Origin of the sequence: Thermus islandicus DSM 21543, from assembly GCF_000421625.1 — a bacterium.
In the GTDB taxonomy this organism is placed as follows: Bacteria; Deinococcota; Deinococci; order Deinococcales; family Thermaceae; genus Thermus; species Thermus islandicus.
Genome location: NZ_ATXJ01000001.1, coordinates 325,372 through 343,956 on the forward strand (window position 1 = coordinate 325,372; position 18,585 = coordinate 343,956).

The window sequence follows — 18,585 nt, forward strand, 5'->3', positions numbered from 1 at the left end:
TCTAAGCCTATACCCCCATCCCGAGCCGGTCGGAAAGAGCATCCCGGGCTAGGCCCTGCTTATCCGGTAATCCCGCCCTGCCCAGCGCCCCTTCTCCGGATAATAAAAGGTGAACTCCAGGCTCTCAGCCCCCTCGAGGTCCAAAAGCACCCCGTGGAGGCCAAAGGGCAAGGGCTCGCTCGCCACATCCCGAACGCGCTGCCAGCCGTTAACCCCCAGGTGCAGGACAAAGGGTTCCCTCTCCTCCACCAGGAGCCCCTCGCCGGGGGCCAGGGCCCCCAGGGGGACCTCCCGCCGGAAGTGGCGCATCCGGGGCCTTCCTCCGCCCCCCAGGTACCGGGCTGCCACCCGCCCCAGGCGCTCGGGAGGTGCCTTGCCCTCCCGCCAGGCCAGGTAGAGCTTCAGGTACTCCGCGTGGGCCCAGAGGAGGGGCTGAGCGCTCCCCGTGGGCTTTCCCGGGAAGAGGTTCCGCTCGGGGATGGGCTCGGCGTCCCAGACCTGCTCGGGGATGAGCCCCCCGCGGCCCGTGCCGCCCGCCATAGAGCGGAGGTAGGGCAAGGGATCGTCTCCCAAGAGGAAGGCGGCCATCCCCCGCTCCCCGGTGAGGAGGGGCCAGGCCCTTCCCTTGCCTCTGCCGTCAAAGGGGCGTCCGTCCTCGTGCTCCCCGTAGCCGTCCTCGGGATAGCGGTGGTAGAAGAAGCCTGTGGGGGTCTCTACCCGAAGAAGGGCGTCGGCGAGACGGAGGGAGTCCAGGACCCTGGCGTCGTCCGGGGGCCTTAAGCCCAAGCGGACGAGCTCCAGAAACTCAAGCCCCACCAGGGCCGCGGGCTCCAGGCTCACCCCTTCCCGGTTTCTCACCTCCACCCGCCCCCTGAGGCCCAGGGGCCCTGGAGGGGAGAGGCGGACGTAGTGGCCCCGGGTAGCGTGGGCCAGGTCCAGCGCGGTGCCCTCCACGTAGGTCCACTCCTCTATCCGGGCGTTCCAGCAGTCGGCGAGGGAAAGGGCGTACTCCGCCTCCGCCCCCTCCAGGAAGCCGTAAAGGGTGGCCGCAGCCAGGGCGGCCACCGTGGCCGCCAGGGTGAAGGGGGAAAGCCCCGGGTTCTCCTCCCAGCGGTCCTGGGGGCTCACCGGCCCCTCGCGGGCGAGGAAGCCCGCCGCCAGGCGCACCATGGCCCGGGCCGCCCCCTCCGGAAGCCCGCCCCGCTCCTTCAGGGCCGCCGCCAGGAGGACGGGGAAGGCGGCCTCGTCCAGCTGAACACCCTGCCAGTAGGGGCGGCCGTCGGGGAAGAAGTTCTGCGCCCAGTGCCCGTCCCCATCCTGCGTGGCCGCAAGGTAGGCCAGGACGCGCCCCACGTCCTCGAGGCGGCCCAGGGCCAGGAGGGCAAAGGCCGCCTCCACCGCGTCCCGGGTCCAGACCAGGTGGTAGCCCCCGGGGTCGTCCCGGGCGTTGCCCCAAGGCACAGAGAGGCTCGCCACCAGGGCCCCGGGGTAGGTGCGGTCCTCGTGGGCCCTGAGGACCAGGAAAGAGCGGCGGGCGAGGGCCTCGAGGGCGGGTTCGGGGCCCTTCAGGTCCAGATCCCCCAGCTCCCTTCGCCAGAGGGCCTCCACCCGCCTTCGCACCCCTTCCAATCCCTCGGCCAAGGCGCCTTTCGCCAAGGTCTTGGCCCCCTCGGGCGTGGAGGCAAAGGCCAGGGCCAGGGTCCCCTCGGCCTCCCGCACCTCCCCCATCAAGGCCACGTTCCCGTCTTCGGCCCGGGGGAAGGTCCAGGTCATGGCCCCGTTCTTGGCGAAGTCCTGCCAGCCGTCGGAGAAGCCCACATATCCGGCGCTTCCCCGCGCGAAGGGGCCCAGAAGGGCGAGGGCCTCCTCTCCCTTCTTCGCCAGTAGGGCCCCCTCCTCCACCCACGCAGTGTTCCCCCAGCCGCTGCCGCCGAGGTGAGGGGCGAGGAGGGGGTAGAGGCAAAACCCCTCCCCCTCGAGGCGGAAGCCCACGAGGAGGGCATCCCGCCCGGGGTCGGGCACGAGGGCGAGGTGGAGGCGGTACCCCTCCCCCTCGTGCACCACCTCCACCAGGGGGGAGGCGGGGTCCTCCTCCAGAATCCGGTAGCGGGCCTCCCGCTTCACCTCGCGCCAGAAGCCCTCCCGAGCCACGATGAAGCCGAGGTCGCGGATCTGGGGCCGCCCCACCGAGGGCCAGAAGACCTCGTTCAGGATGCCGTGCCCCAGGGTGAACCAGAGGCGGCTCGTCCCCAGGGCGGTGCCCACCCGGTCCTTATCGCTCGTGGCCCAGGTGGGGGGGAGGCCGGGCTTGCCGAAGGCTTCCATCAGACCTCCTGGTCCGTGATGAGGAGGGCGTTGGCCGCGGCGATGCGCCGGGGGGGCAGGTCCTCCCCGGCAATAAGCCGCAGGACCGCCTTCCGCTTGGCCTCGCCCAGGGCCAGGAAGAGCACCTCCTCCGCGGTGGCGAGGGCCTTGGGCGTCAGGGTGAGGCGGAGGGGCGGGGGCTTGGGGCTATCCCGCACCACCTCCACCAGGCGGGGACTCTCCAGGGCGGGGTGGCCCGGAAAGAGGCTTGCCGTGTGCCCGTCCTCCCCCACCCCGAGGAGGGCGAAGCCTAAGGGGAGGAGGCCCTCTAGGCGCGCCTCCATGCGCGCCCGGGCCTCCTCCGGGGGAAGGCCCAGGGGGAAGGGAAGGAGATGGTCGGCCTGGGGGCCCAGGGCCTCGGCCACCTGGGCGAGGTTGGTGCCCCGGTCCCCGGGGGGAAGCCAGCGCTCGTCGGAGAGGACCAGGGTGGTCCTGAACCGGATCCCCCGGAGGGCCCGGTAGAGGGGGAGGGGCGTCCTTCCCCCGGCGAGGGCCCCGCTTGAGGCGTGGACCAGGCGCTCCAGGAGCCAGGCCAGGGCGGCCTCGAGGGCTTGCGAAGGGCTTTGGTAGACCGCCACCCTCATTCCCCCACCACCTCGTGCCCGCCAAAGGCGCGGCGCAGGGCGGCCAAGACCCGGAGGCGGAGCCCCGTCTGGTCCTGGCTCTCCAGCCTGGCGAAGAGGGCCTGGGCAACGGCGGGAAGGCTCACCCGCCTCTCCAGGGCCTCCATGAGGGCCCAGCGGGCCTCCCCCGTCTCGGCCACCACGGGGGCGATCCCCTCCACGCCTTCCGCCAGCACCTCGGCGAGGCGGTCCAGGAGGAAGCCCCGGACGATGGTGCCCTGGCGCCAGGCGGCCACCACCTGGGCCGGGTCCAGGCCGAGCTCCCTACCGGCGGCGAGGAGCTCCACCCCCTCGGCGTAGGCCTCCATGAGGCCGTATTCCACGGCGTTGTGCACCATCTTGGCGTAGTGGCCCGCCCCCGGCCCCCCGGCGTGGACCAGGCCGCCCCCCTCGGGGGCCAGGGCCACCAGGTAGGACCAGAAGGCCCTCACGTGGGCCGCCTCCCCCCCCACCATGAGCCCGTAGCCCTCCACCTCCCCGCGAACCCCCCCGGAGACGCCCACGTCCACGAAGCCCACGCCCCGCTCCGAAAGGGACTGGGCCCGGCGCCTGCTCTCCTTGTAGAAGCTGTTGCCCCCGTCCGCCACCCGGTCTCCCGGACGGAGGAGGGGGATGAGGGCCTCCAGGACCCCCTCCACTGCCTCGTGGGGCACCATGAGCCAGAAGAGCCGGGGGTCGCCCGGGGCCCGGGCCAGGGCCTCGAGGCTATCGGCCACGGGGATTCCCGCCGCCGCAGCGCGGGCCCGGGCCTCCGGGCTCGGGTCAAAGCCCGAAACGGCGAGGCCCTTCCCCCTGAGCCTCCGGGCCATGCCGAGACCCATCCTGCCCAAACCGATGAGCCGCATCATTCCCTTCCTCCTAGGGGGAGCCAGGCGTGGCCGGGCTCCAGGATCCCCTGGGCCGAGGCGGGCCCCTCGCTCCCCTCGGGGTACACCTCGGGCTCCCCCTCCTGCCAGGCCCGCAGCACGGGGTCCACGATGGCCCAGGCCGCCTCCACCTCCTCCTCGGAGGGGAAGTGGCCCAGGTCGCCCCGGAAGACCGCGAGGAGGGCCTCCTCGTAGGCGGTGTGCTCGGGCGCCCGCTCGGGGCGGAAGCGGAGGGTGTGGGGCTCGAGGCCCTCGCCCGCGAGGGACCTGCCGAAGAGGGTGAGGTCCAGGCCCACCTCCGGGTTCATCCAAAAGACCAGATACCCCCGGCCCACCTCCCCAAAGCAGCCCTGGGGCACCGCGCTCAGGGCCAGGGCCACGTAGCCCCTGTCCTGGGCTAGGCGCTTGCCGCTCCGCAGGTAGAAGGGCACGCCCTGGAAGCGCCAGTCGTCCACGTAGAGCTTCAGCGCCGCGTAGGTCTCGGTGCGGCTATCCTTGGGAACCCCTTCCTCCTCCCGGTAGCCTCGGTACTGGCCGCGGGCAGCAAAGCCCTTTGCGCCCTCAGGGATGGGACGCACCGCGCGCAAGGCCTCCAGCTTCCTCGCCCGGAGGGAGCCGGGGGAAAGCCTGGCCGGGGGCTCCATGGCCGCGAGGGCAAAGAGCTGGATCAGGTGGTTCTGGAGCATGTCCCTCAAGGCCCCCGCCCTGTCGTAGTAGGCGGCCCGCCCCTCCAGGCCCAGGGTTTCGGCGTAGGTGATCTCCACCCAGTCCACGTGGCCACCCCGCCACACGGGCTCCAGGAAGCGGTTGCCAAAGCGGGTGGCGAGCAGGTTTTCCACCGCCCACTTGCCCAGGAAGTGGTCCATGCGGAAGATCTGGTCCTCCCGAAAGTGGCGGTGGAGGGTCCGGTTCAGGGCCTTGGCCGAGGCCAGGTCGGTGCCGAAGGGCTTCTCCACCACGAGTCTGCGGAAGCCCGTCCTCTCCTGGGCAAGGCCGAGGGCCCCGAGGGCCTCCGCTGCCTGGGCGAAGAGGGTGGGGGGAAGGGCGAGGTAAAAGATGGCGTCCCCCTCGAGGCCCCTGAGGCTCCGCAGTCCCTCCGGGGTGAGCTCCGCCCTGAGGTAGCGCGTGCGCCGGCGGAGGACGGCCCAGGCCTTGAGGTCAGTACCGGGAAGGGCCCTGAGAAAAGCTTCCAGGCGGTCCAGGACCTCGCTCTCGCTCCAGGCTTCCCTCCCCAGGCCTAGGACCTCGAGGCCCTCCACCTCTCCCCGGGCGAGGAGGCGGAGGAGCGCGGGAACCAAAAACCTCCGGGCGAGGTCCCCCGTGAAACCCAGGATCACCAGCCTCACGGGGCCTCCTTTTCCCGGGAAACCGGGGGCCTTTGGCCCCGCAGCCGGGGGCTCTGGGCACAAGCGCCAAGGGACACCTGCCTTACCTCCAGATACACCCTAGCCCCTATCCCTGAAGGGGGGATGAAAGGCGGATTCAGGAACCCTCCTCTCCCCAGGTGGCCAGGCCCTGGGCCAGGGCCTCCCGTACAGATTCCAGAGGTTCGGGGAACCGGAGGAGGCCCTCCCCAGGTCGCCCAGCCTTGCCCAACTCCTCGTCCAGTAGGCGCTCCAGGGCCGCCAAGACTCCCGCGAGCCTCAGGAGCAGAAAGCGCTCTGGGCGGAAGGCCCGGGAACCTCCCAGGGCCAAGAGGGCGTCCTCCTCCGCCCTCCGAAAGGCCTCCAGCGGCACCCCTAGCCTGCGCCCCACCTCGAGGAGGTCCAGAAGGGCCTCGAGGGGGGGTTCTCCCTTGGGGGGTTCCCCGGGCGCTAGGCGGCGCAGCAGGGCCAGGGCACCCCGGAGCTCTGCCCGGAGACCCGAGAGGTGAAACTCCAGGACCTGTCGGTCCGTCTGGCACTTAAAGAGCTCGTAGCGGAGGACGGCGTTCTCCTTAAGGGCGGGGGAGGCCTCCCGGACCAGCTCGGCGTTTTTCTGGCGCAACAACGCCAAGTCCGCCTCGAGGCGGGCCACCTTCTCCCTCAAAAGGTCTATCTCGGTTTCCAGATGCGCCTTGGGCCCCCTCGGGCTCTTGCGGCGGAAGAAGGCCATCCTAACCCACCCCCCTTCGGGCCAAGGGGACGAGGGAAAGGAGGGCCAGGGCCTCTAGGGCCAGGGCGGCCCAAGCAGCATGGGCGGGGGAAAGGGTGTAGAGGTAGCCCATGAGAAGGCTCCCCAGGAGCCAGGCGACGCCAAAGGCCCCGTCAAAGAGGCCGTAGGCCCAGGCCGAACCCTGGGAGAGGTAGCCTACCCCAGCCCGCATCACGCTCTCCTGTAAGCCCAAGGCCCCTCCCCACAGGGCGCACCCCAGGGCCCAGGCCCAGGGACCCCTCCCCATCAGGACAAGGGGTGTGGCCAAGGCGGCCAGGACGGGCACGAGGAAAAGGGTTTTAAACCCCACCCGTTCAAAAGCCAGGCCCCCCAGCAGGGCGAGGAGGGCATCGGTCCCCATAGCCAAGGCAAAGAGGAGGGAGATCCCTGCCGGGGGCGCCCCCAACCGCTCCAGGTGGAAGGCCAAGATCTGGAAGTGAGCGAAGCCCAAGGCGAAGAGGAGGGCAAAGGCCAGGTAGAGGAAGAAAGTCCGAGGAAGGGGTTCCCGTACAGAACGGGAAGGATCCTCGGGCTCGAGCCCCCGGACCCGCCAAAGGAGGAGCAGGGCTAAAAGAGCCGGCACCAGTAGAGCCGCGAAGCCCAGCCGGTACCCCCCTTGGGCTACGGCCAGGGCCACGAAAAGCGGACCGAGAAAGGCCCCTCCCTGGTCCATGAGCTCGTGAACACCAAAGGCCCGGCCCAGGCCCACCTCTTTGCCCACCCGAGCCAGGAGGGCGTCGCGCACGGGAGTCCTCAGCCCCTTGCCCAGCCTTTCCAGGAAGAGAAGGAGGCTCGCGGCGTAGGGGCTCCCTACCCAGGCCAGAGCGGGGAGGGCAAGGAGGTTGAGGCTGTACCCCAGGTAGAGAAGCAGCCAGGCCCGGCGCCCCTCTCCCACCTGCCCCGAGAGCAGGCGGACGGCATAGCCCAGAAACTCCCCTACCCCCGAGACCGCCCCCACCAGGAGGCTCGTAGCCCCCAAGGTTCCCAGGAAGGCCCCGGAGATGCCCCGGCCTCCCTCGTAGGTGAAGTCGGCCAGGAGGCTCACCAGGCCGATGGCCAACACGAAACGCCAAGCCAAGCTCACCGCTCCTCCTTGGGCAGGTAGCGGACCACCTCTACCCGCTCCAGGGTGACGAGCCCCTCCCGCACCAACCGGTCCAAGGTGGGAAGGAAGGCCCGGATCTTGTCCTCTTCGTCCACGATCTCCACCATGACCGGCAGGTCCTCCGAGAGCTGGAGGATCTTGGCGGTGTGGATGCGGGAGTGGGCCCCGTAGCCCATGAAGCCCTTGAAGACGCTGGCTCCGGCCAAGCCGAAGCGCTTGGCCTCGAGGACGATGGCCTCGTAAAGGGGCCTACCCTCGTACCGGTCCGACTCCCCCACGAAAACCCGTAGGAGCTTGGCCTCGCCTGCAAGCCGCATCCCCCTCACCTTGCCTTCCGGTAGAGCTCAAGAAGCTCCCCCATCTCTTCTGGCCGCAGGGGGAGTCCTTCCAGGGCGCGGAAGAGCTCCTCCATGGGATAGGCCACCCGGTGCAGGCGAACCCGGCCCCCCTCGTAGAGGGCGAAACTGGCCCTTTGGTCTCCGTCCAGGGGCTGGCCCGCCGAGCCCGGGTTGACGAAGAGCTTTCCCCCAATGACGCGCACGAAGGGCAGGTGGGTGTGGCCGAAGACCACTACCTCTGCCCTGAGGCTCTCCGCCGCCTCCAGGAGCGCTTCCTCCCCTGTCTCGGGGTCTAGGCGGTAGTCGTAGAGAGGGTCCTGGAGGCTCCCGTGAACCAAGGCGAACCGGGTCCCGTCGGCGGCCCAGACAAGGTAGAGGGGAAGGCTCCGCAGATAGGCCAGGTCCTCCGGCCGTAGCGCGCTCCGTGTCCACGCCAGAAGGGCCCGCGCCAGATGAGCCTTGCGGGGGGCGGCCTTGGGGTCGGTGCCGAAGGCGGCCGCGTGGTCGTGGTTGCCCCGCACCGCCACCGCGCCCACCCGCTTGAGCCAGGAGAGGACCCCGCGGGGGCTCGGACCATAGTTGACCGCGTCCCCGGCGAAGAGGACAGCGTCCACTTTCCCCACCGCCGACACGATGGCCCTCAGGGCCCAGACGTTCCCGTGAAGGTCGCTCAGGATCAGGACGCGCATCGCCTTATCTCCTCCCTCCGCTCCTCGTAGTCCCAAAGGCCCAGCACCCCACCCCACTCCGCCAGGGCTCGGGCCGCCTTCTCCCCGCGGGGGCCTGGGGGGAAAAGGGGCAGGAGATGGGGGAGGCGCAGGACCTCCTTCTCTTCCAGGGCTTCCAGCACCTCCACCCAGGGGAGGGCTTCCAGGAGGTGGAAGAGGGCTTCTGGAGGCCGGGCAGGGTCTTCCAGCCAGGCCCGGCCTGCCAGGGTGAGCCCTAACGAGAAGCCCTGCTGCCGCCAAAGCCCAAGCTCCTCCCCCAGGGCCAAGGTGGCAAGCGGCTCGTCCACCGTCTGTCGCAGAGCAGGGAGGATCCCGGGCCAGCCTAGACCCTGCTCCACCAAGACGAGGGCCTCGTAGAGGTCCTTGGGGCCCACCGGGATCAACCCCGCCTCCACGGCCACCTCCTTCCCTTGGGCTCGTTCCCTGCTGGCTTAGCGGTAGGGGACGACCAGCGGGGCTCGAGGCCCCGGAGGACCCGACGGTAGCGGTCCTGAACCTCCCGCAGGTCCCGGATCCACGCCTCTTCGGGGGCCCGGGGGAACCAGTAGACGCAGGGGCAAAGGCGCCGCCAATCCGCGACCGCAGGTTCCCGGGCCCAAGAGAAGGTGAAGCGGCAGGCGAAGCGGGCCTCCCCCTCGAGACGAAAGGGGACCAGGTAGAGGCAGGCCCTGGGGTGGGCCAAGGCCTCGGGTATGGGGCAGGCCCCGCATACCTCGGGGGTCACCGGGCGCTCCTCCTCGGCGCCGCAGCGCCCCTCGCGGCGGTAAGGGCATACAGGCCATTTCTCCACGGCACCTCCTCAGTGCACCACCAGCACGGCGCACGGGGCGTAGCGCAACACCCGCTCGGAGACCGACCCCAGCATCCAACGTTGCACGGGGGTAAGGCCCCGACGCCCGAGCACGATGAGGTCAAACCCCTCGTCCTCCGCTACCCGGGCCAGGGTTTCCGCCGGGTGACCCACCTGGCTTCGGGTACGCAAGGGAACGCCCACCCTCTCCGCCTCGCGGTTGGCAAAGTCAAAAGCCTCGGCGAGAGGGCCCTGGACCTCCTCCAGTACCCCTTGCAACTCCACCCCGAGCTCAGCGAACTCCGGGGGTCGGACCACCGCCAAGGCCAAGACCTCACCCCCAAACACCCGGGCCAGCTCTAAAGCGGCCAACAGGGCTTTTTTGGCCATCTCTGAACCATCGTATCCTACCAGAATTCTACGAAACATCCTACACCCTCCTTCCCCTGAGGGCATCCCCAAGCGTGAAGAGGCCGCTCGTCAAGGCCCTTGTCTCCGCCCCTTCCCAGGGCTCAGCAACGAGCGGTCCCCAGTACAAGGGGGCGCCTTCCCGAGCCTTCCCCTCAGGGTCACAGGGGAGCCCTGAGGGCTGGCAGAAAGCGGCTTTCCCGGCGCACCCCCGAACCCCGGTCACAGTTCCACCTCCTCCCGAAGCCTTGCCGCTTCCTCCACGCGGTGGTATGGAAGGAAGAAGCGGTTGGCGATCCAGGTGGGCACCACGGCACTGGCGATGACGGCGGCTACCAGAAGGGAGTACTGGTCCTGGTTGATAATCCCGTGGCTGAGCCCATAGAGGCTGGAAATGGTACCGAAGGTGAGACCTGTGGACATCAGTAGGGTGGTGTAGGCGGCGTCCCGCCTTGGGTAGCGAAAGGCCAGGGTAGCGGGATAGACCCCCAGAACCTTGCTGGCCATCTTGGCGAGGAGAAGCGCCAGGAAGCCCCCGAACCCCGCCAAGAGGGCGGAAAGGCTCACCAGGCTCCCCGCTCGCAGGAAGTAGAAGGGGGTAAGAAGGCCCAGGATAAGGGTTCTTAGGCGCCGAAGAAGGCCGTGATCCTTACCCACGCTCTCTGCCAGGACCATGCCAACGAGATAGGCGGGGAGGACGGCTTCCGAGCCACTCCACACCGCCACGGCCCCCAAGGCGAAGAGGACGAGGAGGAGGACCTTGGCCTCAAACTCGTAGGTACCCCCGCCGTAGCGGGCAAAGAGGCGCCGGATGCCTGGAGGGAGGACGAGGAGGCCGAGGAGAAGGACGAGGGCGAAGATCACCGTCCGCCCTCCAAAAGGAGCAAAGAGAAGGCCCAAAGCCAGAACCGTCCCCAGATCGTTCACAAAGCAGGCAGCCAGGATCACCTTGCCGAAGGGGGTCTTATTGAGCCCGAGCTCCAGCATCACCGCGTAGACCACGGCCACGCTGGTGGTGGAGAGAGCGACCCCAGCCAGCCAGCTGGCCTGGCTGGCCCAACCCAAGAGGGCGTGGGCCAGAAGAGCAGCGCCCAAGAACGGCGCGAGGAAGCCCACTAGGCCAATTCCAAAAGCCTCCTTCCAGCTCCGCCTGAGGGTTTCTGGGTCCAGCTCCGCCCCGGCCAAGAAGGTGAGGAGGACGCTCCCCGTCCCTGCCAGAAAGGTCACCCATGGGGCTCCCGTCTGCAGGAGGTCCTTTCCCAGGAGGGACCCCGCCAACACGCCCACCAGGATCTCCGTGAGGGCCACGGAGAGGCGAACCCAGGTGGAAAGCAGGGTGGCCAGCACCGCAAGCCCCAACCAGATCGCCGCTATGCCCCAATCCATCGGGCTTCCCTCCTTTCTCGGGTGGAAAGCCAAAGGCCCCCACCCCTTCGGGTAGGAGCCATCAGCCCAGCGGGCGGTTTAGGCGGGCTCCATCGCCTTTCTTTTTAGGATAGCACACCTTGCCTCTGGAGGCAACACCCTCATGGGCTCACCTCTCCGAAGACCTGGCGTAGGAGGTCCTGTCCCCAGGCGGTGGGCTCGGGAGGCTCGGGACGGAGGCGGTAGGTGCGGCGGCCGTCCGAGAGGCGCTCGGCTTTGAGGAATAGGGCCTTGGGATCCCCCAGGAAGGCGACCGCCAAGGTGTAGAAGTGGGTGACGAAGGCCACCCGCACCCCGTGCTCCACCAGGGCCCGCACCACCTGAGCGCCCAGCTCCGCCCCTTCCGGTTCGTTGGTGGCCCCGAAGCTTTCGTTGAAAAGAAGGAGCGGCTTTCGGGACAGGTGGTTCACCAGATTGTCCATCCGCCGTAGCTCCTCCTCAAACTTTCCCGCTTCTAGGGCCCGGTCCTCTTCCCGCTTGAAGTGGGTGAAGATCCCATCCACCAGGCTGCTCTCAAAGCCCTCGGCCCCTACGAAGAGCCCGGCTTGCATGAGGAGCTGGGCCAGGCCGAGGCTCCTTAAGAAGGTGGTCTTGCCTCCCCGGTTGGCTCCGGTGATGAGGATGGGGTTCTTGTCGTGCGCCTCTAGGTCGTTCCCCACCGCGCGCCCCTGCCTTAGGGCCAAGCCCACGTCGTAAAGGCCCTTGAAGGCTAGGCGCAGGCCCTCCGTCGGGGTAGGGAAGGTCACGGGAAGGCCTAGGGCCTTGAGCCGCTGGGCCAAGCGGGCAGCCCCCAGGAGGAAACCCACCTCGGCCCGCAAGGCCTCAAAAAAGCGGGCTACCTCCTCTACTGCGGCGGCCAAGGCCTTGGCGGCCTCGAGGATCCCCCGCTCCCGAAGCTCGCCGAGGATGCGGGCCCCCGCCTCGTCCCGGGGATGAAGGGTGAGGAGATAGGTCTTGGGCCGAGGAGCAAAGGGCCGCCAAGGCTTAGGCCCCTCCGGGGGGAGAAGGGTATACCCTTGGCCACGGCCCTCCGGGTCCAGGCCCGCCGCCAACCAGACCCCCTTGGGGAAGCGGAGGCCCTCCAGGTGCTCCTCAGCCTCGCGGAAGAAGACAGGGGTTAAGACCTCCCGAAGCCGGGCCTGCAGGCCTCGGAAGGGAGGGCTCGTGAAGGCGGCGCCCTCGAGGTGGCGGAGGAGCTGCTTTAGCCCTCCGAGGAGGGCCTCCATACCCTTGATGGCCCCATACAGGTCGGGCCGATCCCGCCGGTAAAGGCCGTAGGCCTGCCGTCGCTTGGCCACCAGGGTTTCTCCGCACAGAACATAGATTGTTTCCAAGAGGGTCCGCTTCTCCAGGGCCTCCCGCACGGCCCCCTGGCGATAGAGGATTGTGGAGAGGTCCGAGGTGAGGCCCTGGGCTAGGACCTTCCGGGCCACCTCCTCCAGGTAGTTGTCCCCCTCCGCCATGGCCTCGAGGACCGCCTTAAGCCCTAGGTCCTGTTCCAAGTCCTCCCAGGCGAAGGGGAGCGGGAGGTTCAGCCGCAGATCCCGATCGGGAAAAAGAAGCCCTACCCTCACGGGCCACCTCCTGGGCGCCGCTTCAGGCGTTCGCTGAGAAGGGGATAGGTCAACCGGTACTTCTCAGCTAGGGCGAGGGCGTAAGTCCGGCCATCTGGGGGCTTCTCTTGAACGCGGAAGGTGCGGCGGGCAGGATCCAGCGGATCCACCTCCGCCACCAAGCTCTTGGCCCCAGGAAGACGGGCCAGTTCGTCCAGAAAGGTGACGACCACCGCTCGGCACCTCTTGGCCCGGATCCTCTCCAGGACGAACCGCCCGATGAGCCGGGCATCCGTTAAGGCGGCCGAGGCAAAGGGCTCGTTAAGGATGAGGAGTGAGCGCTCCGTGGCCCGCTCCAAAAGGACCCTGAGCCTATGGAGGTCCTCCTCCAGCTTGCTCCTCAGTTCCTCAGGGTTCTCCCGAACCTCAAAGTGGGTGAGGATGCGGTCGGGAAGGGAGAGACGGGCCTGTGCCCCCGGAACGGGAAGCCCAAGGGCAGCCAGATGGTGGACCTGGCCCACCATGCGGGCAAAGGTCGTCTTCCCTCCCTGGTTAGGCCCGCTGACTACCAGGATCGTAGCCCTGTCGAAGCGGAAGCTGTTTTCCACAGGCCGCTTACCCTGGCCCAACAACTTGGCTGCGAGAACCAGGTCAAAGGCCCTCTCGGCGAAGAAGGGGGGGTCCTCGGCAATCTCGGGATAGGTGAAGGGGAGGCCTGCCTCTCGCATAGGAGCGATGAAGTCCAGGTAAGCCAGGAAGAAGCGCGCCTCCTGCTCCAGCCGCAACAGGAAAGGATCCACGAAGCCCGGGTGGCTCCGGACGAAGGCCTCCAAGAGGGCGAAGGCTTTGGGAAAGAGACGGGCCAGGTGATCCAGGATCCACTCCTCCACGTGATTGAGCCAAGGACCCGGCGGAAGAGCGGGCTCCTGCCAGGCGGGCAGGTTCGGGCCGAAGAATGGGCGAAAGGTCTCCACCACCCGCTCCCCGTAGTCGGGCTCTCCCCCATAAGCCCTCAGGGCCAGGCGGCCCTCGTGCACATGGAGGGTGTAACGCAGGGCGGCAAGGGCGGAGCGGACCTCCCTTAGGTCCCGCAGGAGCCGGATTAGATCGGGATTCTTCTGGTAAATCTCCAAATAGTCCCTATATCCTCGGAGGCCCGCCGAACCTGGGGGGTGACGAGCGAAGCCCTCCTCCAAGGCCCTAAAGGCCTCGAGGTAAGCCTCTACCCCCTGTAGGAAGTAAAGGCGCTTCTGCCAGGGGTGGCGGGCCTCTTTGGCCAAGCCCAAACGTTTCCGCAAAGCCTCCATAGCTTGAAAGAAGGCCCGGAAGGCCTGGGCCAAGGGCTGGGCCTCGAGGTCCCGAGCCACCTCTTGGCGGTGGACCACCGCATCCTTGTGCCCTAAGGGAGCGCGGAAGAAGGCTTCGAGATCCAGCCCCGGGTGGGAGGCAAAAAGGCTTACCTCCAGCTCATCTAGAAGGAGGTCTGGAAAGTAGAGCGGGTTCTCCCCCTCCCCCCTCGGGTCTAGGCCCTTATGGTCCAGCAGGCTCGGTCGGAGCGTCAAGGGGTTTTCCATGCCGACCTCCAAAAGCGAAAACCCCTACCGGATCGCCGGTAGGAGTCATCAGCCCAGTGGGCGGTTCAGGCGGACTCCATCGCCTAGCCTTAGTTTAGCCCACGGGGACTCCTCCATCTAGAGGGCTCGGAGGGGAAGAAAGGGCGCGGTGGGCACCGATGGCGAGCACTCGGCCGTGGGGGTTTCGTTCCCTACAGGGTGTTCGCCCCCGGCCCCTAGGTCCCCCCAGGACTCCTGGGAAGGTCTAGAGAGCCTGCTTGGGGACCCTCTGCGGCCCCACCCCAACGCAATGCTGGTATCAACGCCCCTCTTCTCGCAGCGTATGCCGAACGTGCCCACCGCTCCTCCCCTGGCTTGCCTTTCTCGTTCGCCCTTTACGAACTAGCGCGGAAAAGCCAGCCAGGTGGCGAGGTCTCTTGACGAGGCAAGCCCCCCTGGCTAAGCTAAGTTTTGCGTGCGGGGGCGATTAGCTCAGCTGGTCAGAGCGCACGCCTGATAAGCGTGAGGTCGGTGGTTCAAGTCCACCATCGCCCACCAGCTCCAGGACACAAAGCTTTCCCCCCACGCTACCGTGGGGGGAAAGCTTTCGGGGGCCATTGGGTTCCATTTTGGAGTCTTCCCGAGACCCCTTAGTGACCCGGGCCTAGATGCCCCAGCCTCCGGTGGGGAACCTCAGGCCGAGCCCAAAAGCTTGAGGAAGGCCTCCATAAAGGCAGGAAGGTCCTTGGGACCCTGGGCGGTCACCAGGTTGCCATCCACCACTACCCCCGCTTCCTGGTAGAGCCCCCCGGCGTTTTCCAGGTCGTCCCGGATGGAGGGAAAGCCCGTGACCCTCCTCCCCCGGACCACCCCGGCGCTGATCAGCACCCAGCCGGCGTGGCAGATGGCGCCGAGGGGTCGGTTCCCCTCCGCCACCCGCCGGACCAGGGCCAGCACCTCCGGGCTCCGCCTCAGGTAGTCCGGGGCGAACCCCCCGGGGATGAGGAGCCCCAAAAGCTCCCCCGCCTCCTTGGGGGCCACCTCGGCCTTCCAGGCCAACCCGGACTTGCCCCGGTACTCCCGGGCCTCCGGGCCGATGACAAGCGGGGCCAACCCCGCCTCCTGAACCCGGTAGTAAGGGTAGATCAGCTCCCGCTCGTCAAAGAGGTCCGCCAGCAAAATCCCGATGCGCCGCACGCCACACCTCCAGGAACTCCTTAAGGATATTCCCCGTGACCCCCCAGATGTCCACCCCCCGCCAGGGTAGGTGCCAGACCTCCCTTCCCAGGCGCACCTCGCCCCACGGGGTAACGCCGAGGAGCTCCTCCACGGGGGCCAGGAGCACCTCCGCCACCTCCTCGGGGTTGGGCCGCAGGGGGGGAAGGTCTTCCCGGTAGACCACCACGGGCTGGATCAGGAAGCCCTGGGGGGAAAGGGCGGGGCTGAGGAAACCCAAAAGCTCCACCTCCCCTAACCCCACCTCCTCACAGGCCTCCCGCAGGGCGGCCTCCACCACCCCCTCCCCCGGTTCCACGACCCCGCCGGGGAAGCTCACCTGGCCCGCATGGGTGGGCAGGTGGGGGCTCCTCCGGGTGAGGAGGACCCGGGTCCCCAGAAGGGGTACGGCCACCGCAGCCAGCCGGAAGCCCTCAGGCGGCTCTAACCCCTGCGGCAGGCCCTGAGGGAGCGCCTCCTTAAGGCGCTCTCGGGGTCCAGACCCCTCTTGGCGAAAAGCCCCACCAGGTTCCAAAGCGCCTCCTCGAGGTCCCCCCGCTCCAAGGCCCTCTTAAGCCCCTCCTCGTCCCCCTGGTCCAGGCCCCTCTTCTGAAGCTCGTACGCCCGCAGGAGGGTGGGCAGGGTTTTGGGCAGGCGGCAAGGGTCTTCCACCTTGCCCTCCTGGGCCTTCAGCTCGTCCCAGCGGGCCTTGACCTCCTCTGGGGTCTTGGCTTCGGCTTCCCCGAAGACGTGGGGATGGCGGCGGACGAGCTTTTCCACGATCCGCCTCTCCACCTCCCCGTAGGTGAAGGCACCCTCCTCCTCGGCGATGACGCTGTGGAAGGCCACCTGGAGGAGGACGTCCCCGAGCTCCTCGGCCATCTCCTGGGGGTTTCCCTGCAGAATGGCGTCCGCCGCCTCGCTGGCCTCCTCCAGAAGGTAGGGCACCAGGCTCTCGTGGGTCTGGGCCCGGTCCCAGGGACACCCCCCGGGACCCCTCAGGCGGCGCATGACCTCAAGAAGCCGCTCCATGCCCCCCATTCTCCCTCAGGAGAAGCCCCCCTGCCAGGGAGAGGCCCACGAGGAGAAGGGAAAGAGGGTCCAGGGGGGCGGGCTCCAGGACCCAGCCCCCCACACCGGGCGCGGGCAGGCCCGTGGTGCGGGTCAGGAGGAAAAGGGCCAAGAGCGTCCCTACCAGATACCGCCCCGCCCGAAGCCACCGCGCCCCAAGCCGCTCCCCAAGGAGGGGGAGGAGGAGAAGGGAAAGGCCAAAGCCCAGCTCCAGGGCTAGGAGGAGCATGAAGAGAACCCCGTACCAGAACCCCGGGGCCGTCAGGGCCCATGCGGGGTCCTTCACCCGAAAGACCTCCCCGCAAAGCCCCCCGCCCAAAGGGGTATCCCCCAGGCCGAGAAGCTGCAGGAAGAAGGGCAAGACGAAGAATAGGGCGGCGAGACGAAGCACCTTCCCCATCCTACCTGCTCCCCTGATCCCCAGGGAGGGCTTATACCCTTTAACCCTGCGGGGACTTTCTACCGGGACCCGCATGGGGTGGTATTACCCCAGCCCGGGATGGGTACATTTGTCCCCCCTGGCCTGGTTTAGGCTGGGGGTTGGGGTGGGGTCCCCTGCCCAACCCGGAGGTATGCGATGCGGCGCTTCTGGTTTCTCCTACCCGTCCTCGGGCTCCTCGTGGGCTACCTCTTCCTCTTCCGGGGCAACCATGCCTTTTTCGGCACCCGCCTTTTAAACCCCAAGCCCGTAGACTTCGCCCTGGAAGGCCCCCAGGGAACGGTCAGGCTCCGCGACTTCCAGGACAAGCTGGTCCTCCTCTTTTTCGGCTACACGCACTGCCCCGACGTCTGCCCCACCACCCTCCTCGGCATCAAGCGGGTTTACGAGGGGCTTACCCCGGAGGAGCAAAGGCGGGTGCAGGTGATCTTCGTGAGCGTAGACCCCGAGCGGGACACCCCGGAGATCGCCGACCGGTACGCCAAGGCCTTCAACCCCGCCTTCCTGGGGCTCACGGGAAGGCCGGAAGTCCTCCAGGAGGTGGCCCGCACCTTCGGGGTGTACTACCAGAAAACCCAGTACCGGGGCCCCGGGGACTACCTGGTGGACCACACGGCCACCACCTTCGTGATCCGGGGGGGGAAGCTGGTCCTCCTCCTGAGCGGGGATAAGCTGAACCTTATACAAAATCCAGGGTACCTTCCCCGGGTGGTGGCAGACATTAGGGCGCTCTTGTAAGCTACCCCTATGGCGGATTTCAGGGAGGTCTTGGCCAAGGCCAAGGAGGTGGCCGCTTCGGCGGCCCAGGAGGCGGAGAGGCGCCTCCAGGAGCTCAAAGGGAGGCTGGACCAGGACCAGGACGGCCGTCCGGACGTGGTGGAAAGGGCCTGGAAGGAGGCCGAGAAGGCCCTGCACGAGGCCAAGGCCCGCCTAGCCGAGTTGGACCGGGACCAAGACGGCATTCCCGACGGGCTAAAAGAGGTTGCCGAAAAGGCCCGGAGGGCGGCGGAAACCGCCAAGGCCAAGGCGGAGGAGGCGGCCCGCCTCCTTAAGGAGCGCCTGGGGAGGGGAGAGGGGTAGCCCCACCGCGGCTTTACCCTGGGAAAACCGCGGGCCAGGTTCCTGTCCCCCAGGGGCGAGGGAAGGGACGGGGAAGCGGCTACCCCAGGGCCACGTCCAGGGCCATCATCATGGCGAAGCCCGTCATGACCCCGAAGGTGGACACGTCCCCGTTCCCCTCCGCCTGGCTTTCTGGGATGACCTCCTCCACCACCACGAAGACCATGGCCCCCGCCGCCATGGCCATGAGGTAAGGGAGCAGGTCCATCATCTGGGCCACCAGGAGAGCCCCAAGCACCGCGCCCACGGGCTCCACGATGGCGGAAAGCTGCCCGTAGAACCAGGCGAGGCCCGACCCGATCCCCACCCGCCGCAAAGGCCAGGCAATGGCAAGCCCCTCGGGGAGGTTCTGGAGGCCAATTCCAAGGGCCAAGGCAATGGCCCCGCCCAGGGTGGCCGCCCCCGTGGGGTCCAGCCCCGCGGCCCCGAAGGCCACCCCAACCGCCAGGCCCTCAGGGAAGTTGTGGAGGGTGACGGCCAGGATGAGGAGGGTGGTGCGGCGCCAGAGGGCCTTTAGCCCCTCGGGGGCGTCCTTGGGGCCCAGGTGCACGTGGGGGAGGTAGCGGTCCAGGAGGCGGAGGAAGGCCCCGCCCAACAGGAACCCCACCACGGCGGGCAGAAGGGGGTTTTTTCCCTGGGCCTGGGCCATCTCCATCCCCGGAAGGAGGAGGGAGAAGACGCTCGCAGCCAGCATCACCCCAGCGGCGAAGCCCAGCATCCCGTCCAAAAGCGTTCGGCTGGGCTCCCGGGCGAGGAAGACGCTCGCCGCCCCCACCGCGGTGAGCCCCCAGGTGAAGAGGCCGCCCAAGAGGGCGTGGAGCAGAGGCTCGGCCATGTCCCCTAGTTTAGGCTAAC

Annotated in this window: 21 protein-coding genes, 1 tRNA gene and 2 riboswitches; of the genes, 3 read left to right on the forward strand and 19 right to left on the reverse strand. The window is 68.3% G+C overall.

The genetic code is table 11. The annotated features are described in order from the left end of the window. Positions 1-48: 48 nt before the first annotated feature. The 14 genes from H531_RS0101755 to H531_RS12720 form a co-directional block, all read right to left on the reverse strand. Positions 49-2,325 (reverse strand): glycoside hydrolase family 15 protein, encoded by a 2,277-nt coding sequence (locus H531_RS0101755; RefSeq protein WP_022797645.1) that lies wholly within the window; start codon positions 2,323-2,325, stop codon positions 49-51. Further along, entirely contained in the window at positions 2,325-2,948 is a 624-nt protein-coding gene (locus H531_RS12700; protein WP_022797646.1) for a 6-phosphogluconolactonase, read from the reverse strand. The genes H531_RS0101755 and H531_RS12700 overlap by 1 nt, the downstream gene beginning before the upstream one ends. Then, complete coding sequence (locus tag H531_RS0101765; protein WP_245540645.1) at positions 2,945-3,832, reverse strand: NADP-dependent phosphogluconate dehydrogenase; 888 nt, start codon at positions 3,830-3,832, stop codon at positions 2,945-2,947. The genes H531_RS12700 and H531_RS0101765 overlap by 4 nt, the downstream gene beginning before the upstream one ends. Next, positions 3,832-5,199 (reverse strand): glucose-6-phosphate dehydrogenase, encoded by a 1,368-nt coding sequence (locus H531_RS0101770; RefSeq protein WP_022797648.1) that lies wholly within the window; start codon positions 5,197-5,199, stop codon positions 3,832-3,834. The genes H531_RS0101765 and H531_RS0101770 overlap by 1 nt, the downstream gene beginning before the upstream one ends. Before the next feature lie 136 nt (positions 5,200-5,335). After that, the gene (locus H531_RS12705) at positions 5,336-5,947 is read right to left on the reverse strand and encodes a hypothetical protein (RefSeq protein ID WP_022797649.1); all 612 of its coding nucleotides are present in this window, start codon (positions 5,945-5,947) and stop codon (positions 5,336-5,338) included. A gap of 1 nt (position 5,948) precedes the next feature. Further along, complete coding sequence (locus H531_RS12710) at positions 5,949-7,070, reverse strand: MFS transporter (RefSeq protein WP_022797650.1); 1,122 nt, start codon at positions 7,068-7,070, stop codon at positions 5,949-5,951. Next, complete coding sequence (locus tag H531_RS0101790; protein WP_022797651.1) at positions 7,067-7,408, reverse strand: DUF190 domain-containing protein; 342 nt, start codon at positions 7,406-7,408, stop codon at positions 7,067-7,069. The genes H531_RS12710 and H531_RS0101790 overlap by 4 nt, the downstream gene beginning before the upstream one ends. A 5-nt stretch (positions 7,409-7,413) precedes the next feature. After that, on the reverse strand, positions 7,414-8,118 hold the full coding sequence (locus H531_RS12715) for a metallophosphoesterase family protein (protein WP_022797652.1): 705 nt from the start codon (positions 8,116-8,118) through the stop codon (positions 7,414-7,416). Next, positions 8,106-8,552 (reverse strand): hypothetical protein, encoded by a 447-nt coding sequence (locus H531_RS0101800; protein WP_156860432.1) that lies wholly within the window; start codon positions 8,550-8,552, stop codon positions 8,106-8,108. Before H531_RS0101800 ends, H531_RS12715 begins: the two co-directional genes overlap by 13 nt. Continuing rightward, on the reverse strand, positions 8,537-8,947 hold the full coding sequence (locus H531_RS0101805; RefSeq protein WP_156860433.1) for a hypothetical protein: 411 nt from the start codon (positions 8,945-8,947) through the stop codon (positions 8,537-8,539). Before H531_RS0101805 ends, H531_RS0101800 begins: the two co-directional genes overlap by 16 nt. Before the next feature lie 9 nt (positions 8,948-8,956). Beyond that, complete coding sequence (locus H531_RS0101810) at positions 8,957-9,403, reverse strand: universal stress protein (RefSeq protein ID WP_342664330.1); 447 nt, start codon at positions 9,401-9,403, stop codon at positions 8,957-8,959. Between the two features lie 174 nt (positions 9,404-9,577). Then, positions 9,578-10,741, reverse strand: a complete 1,164-nt coding sequence (locus H531_RS0101815; RefSeq protein ID WP_022797656.1) for a cation:proton antiporter — start codon at positions 10,739-10,741, stop codon at positions 9,578-9,580. Between the two features lie 45 nt (positions 10,742-10,786). Further along, positions 10,787-10,847: riboswitch (Fluoride riboswitch) on the reverse strand. 34 nt (positions 10,848-10,881) lie between these two features. Further along, the gene (locus H531_RS0101820) at positions 10,882-12,354 is read right to left on the reverse strand and encodes a MutS-related protein (protein WP_022797657.1); all 1,473 of its coding nucleotides are present in this window, start codon (positions 12,352-12,354) and stop codon (positions 10,882-10,884) included. Further along, positions 12,351-13,907 carry a MutS-related protein gene (locus tag H531_RS12720; RefSeq protein WP_022797658.1) on the reverse strand — a complete coding sequence of 519 codons (1,557 nt, stop codon included), beginning with the start codon at positions 13,905-13,907 and terminating at the stop codon, positions 12,351-12,353. Before H531_RS12720 ends, H531_RS0101820 begins: the two co-directional genes overlap by 4 nt. A 32-nt stretch (positions 13,908-13,939) precedes the next feature. Next, positions 13,940-14,000, reverse strand: a riboswitch (Fluoride riboswitch). 367 nt (positions 14,001-14,367) lie between these two features. Here H531_RS12720 and H531_RS0101830 point away from each other — a divergent pair. Then, positions 14,368-14,444, forward strand: a tRNA-Ile gene (locus tag H531_RS0101830). Between the two features lie 135 nt (positions 14,445-14,579). On the opposite strand, the gene H531_RS0101835 is transcribed toward H531_RS0101830, so the two are convergent. From H531_RS0101835 to H531_RS0101850, 4 genes are read right to left on the reverse strand one after another with little or no spacing between them, the layout of a single operon-like run. Continuing rightward, a complete protein-coding gene (locus tag H531_RS0101835; protein WP_022797659.1) occupies positions 14,580-15,083 on the reverse strand; it encodes a type 1 glutamine amidotransferase domain-containing protein in 504 nt (167 codons plus the stop codon). Next, positions 15,046-15,516 carry an NUDIX hydrolase gene (locus H531_RS0101840; protein WP_022797660.1) on the reverse strand — a complete coding sequence of 157 codons (471 nt, stop codon included), beginning with the start codon at positions 15,514-15,516 and terminating at the stop codon, positions 15,046-15,048. The genes H531_RS0101835 and H531_RS0101840 overlap by 38 nt, the downstream gene beginning before the upstream one ends. A 29-nt stretch (positions 15,517-15,545) precedes the next feature. Next, positions 15,546-16,142, reverse strand: a complete 597-nt coding sequence (locus tag H531_RS0101845) for a MazG family protein (protein ID WP_028490596.1) — start codon at positions 16,140-16,142, stop codon at positions 15,546-15,548. Continuing rightward, positions 16,117-16,563, reverse strand: a complete 447-nt coding sequence (locus H531_RS0101850; protein WP_028490597.1) for a hypothetical protein — start codon at positions 16,561-16,563, stop codon at positions 16,117-16,119. Before H531_RS0101850 ends, H531_RS0101845 begins: the two co-directional genes overlap by 26 nt. Before the next feature lie 186 nt (positions 16,564-16,749). Here H531_RS0101850 and H531_RS0101855 point away from each other — a divergent pair, with 186 nt between their 5' ends. Then, complete coding sequence (locus H531_RS0101855; RefSeq protein ID WP_022797663.1) at positions 16,750-17,349, forward strand: SCO family protein; 600 nt, start codon at positions 16,750-16,752, stop codon at positions 17,347-17,349. Between the two features lie 9 nt (positions 17,350-17,358). Beyond that, positions 17,359-17,691, forward strand: a complete 333-nt coding sequence (locus H531_RS0101860; RefSeq protein ID WP_022797664.1) for a hypothetical protein — start codon at positions 17,359-17,361, stop codon at positions 17,689-17,691. Positions 17,692-17,770: 79 nt separating this feature from the next. On the opposite strand, the gene H531_RS0101865 is transcribed toward H531_RS0101860, so the two are convergent. Continuing rightward, positions 17,771-18,565 (reverse strand): ZIP family metal transporter, encoded by a 795-nt coding sequence (locus H531_RS0101865; protein ID WP_022797665.1) that lies wholly within the window; start codon positions 18,563-18,565, stop codon positions 17,771-17,773. Positions 18,566-18,585: the final 20 nt, after the last annotated feature.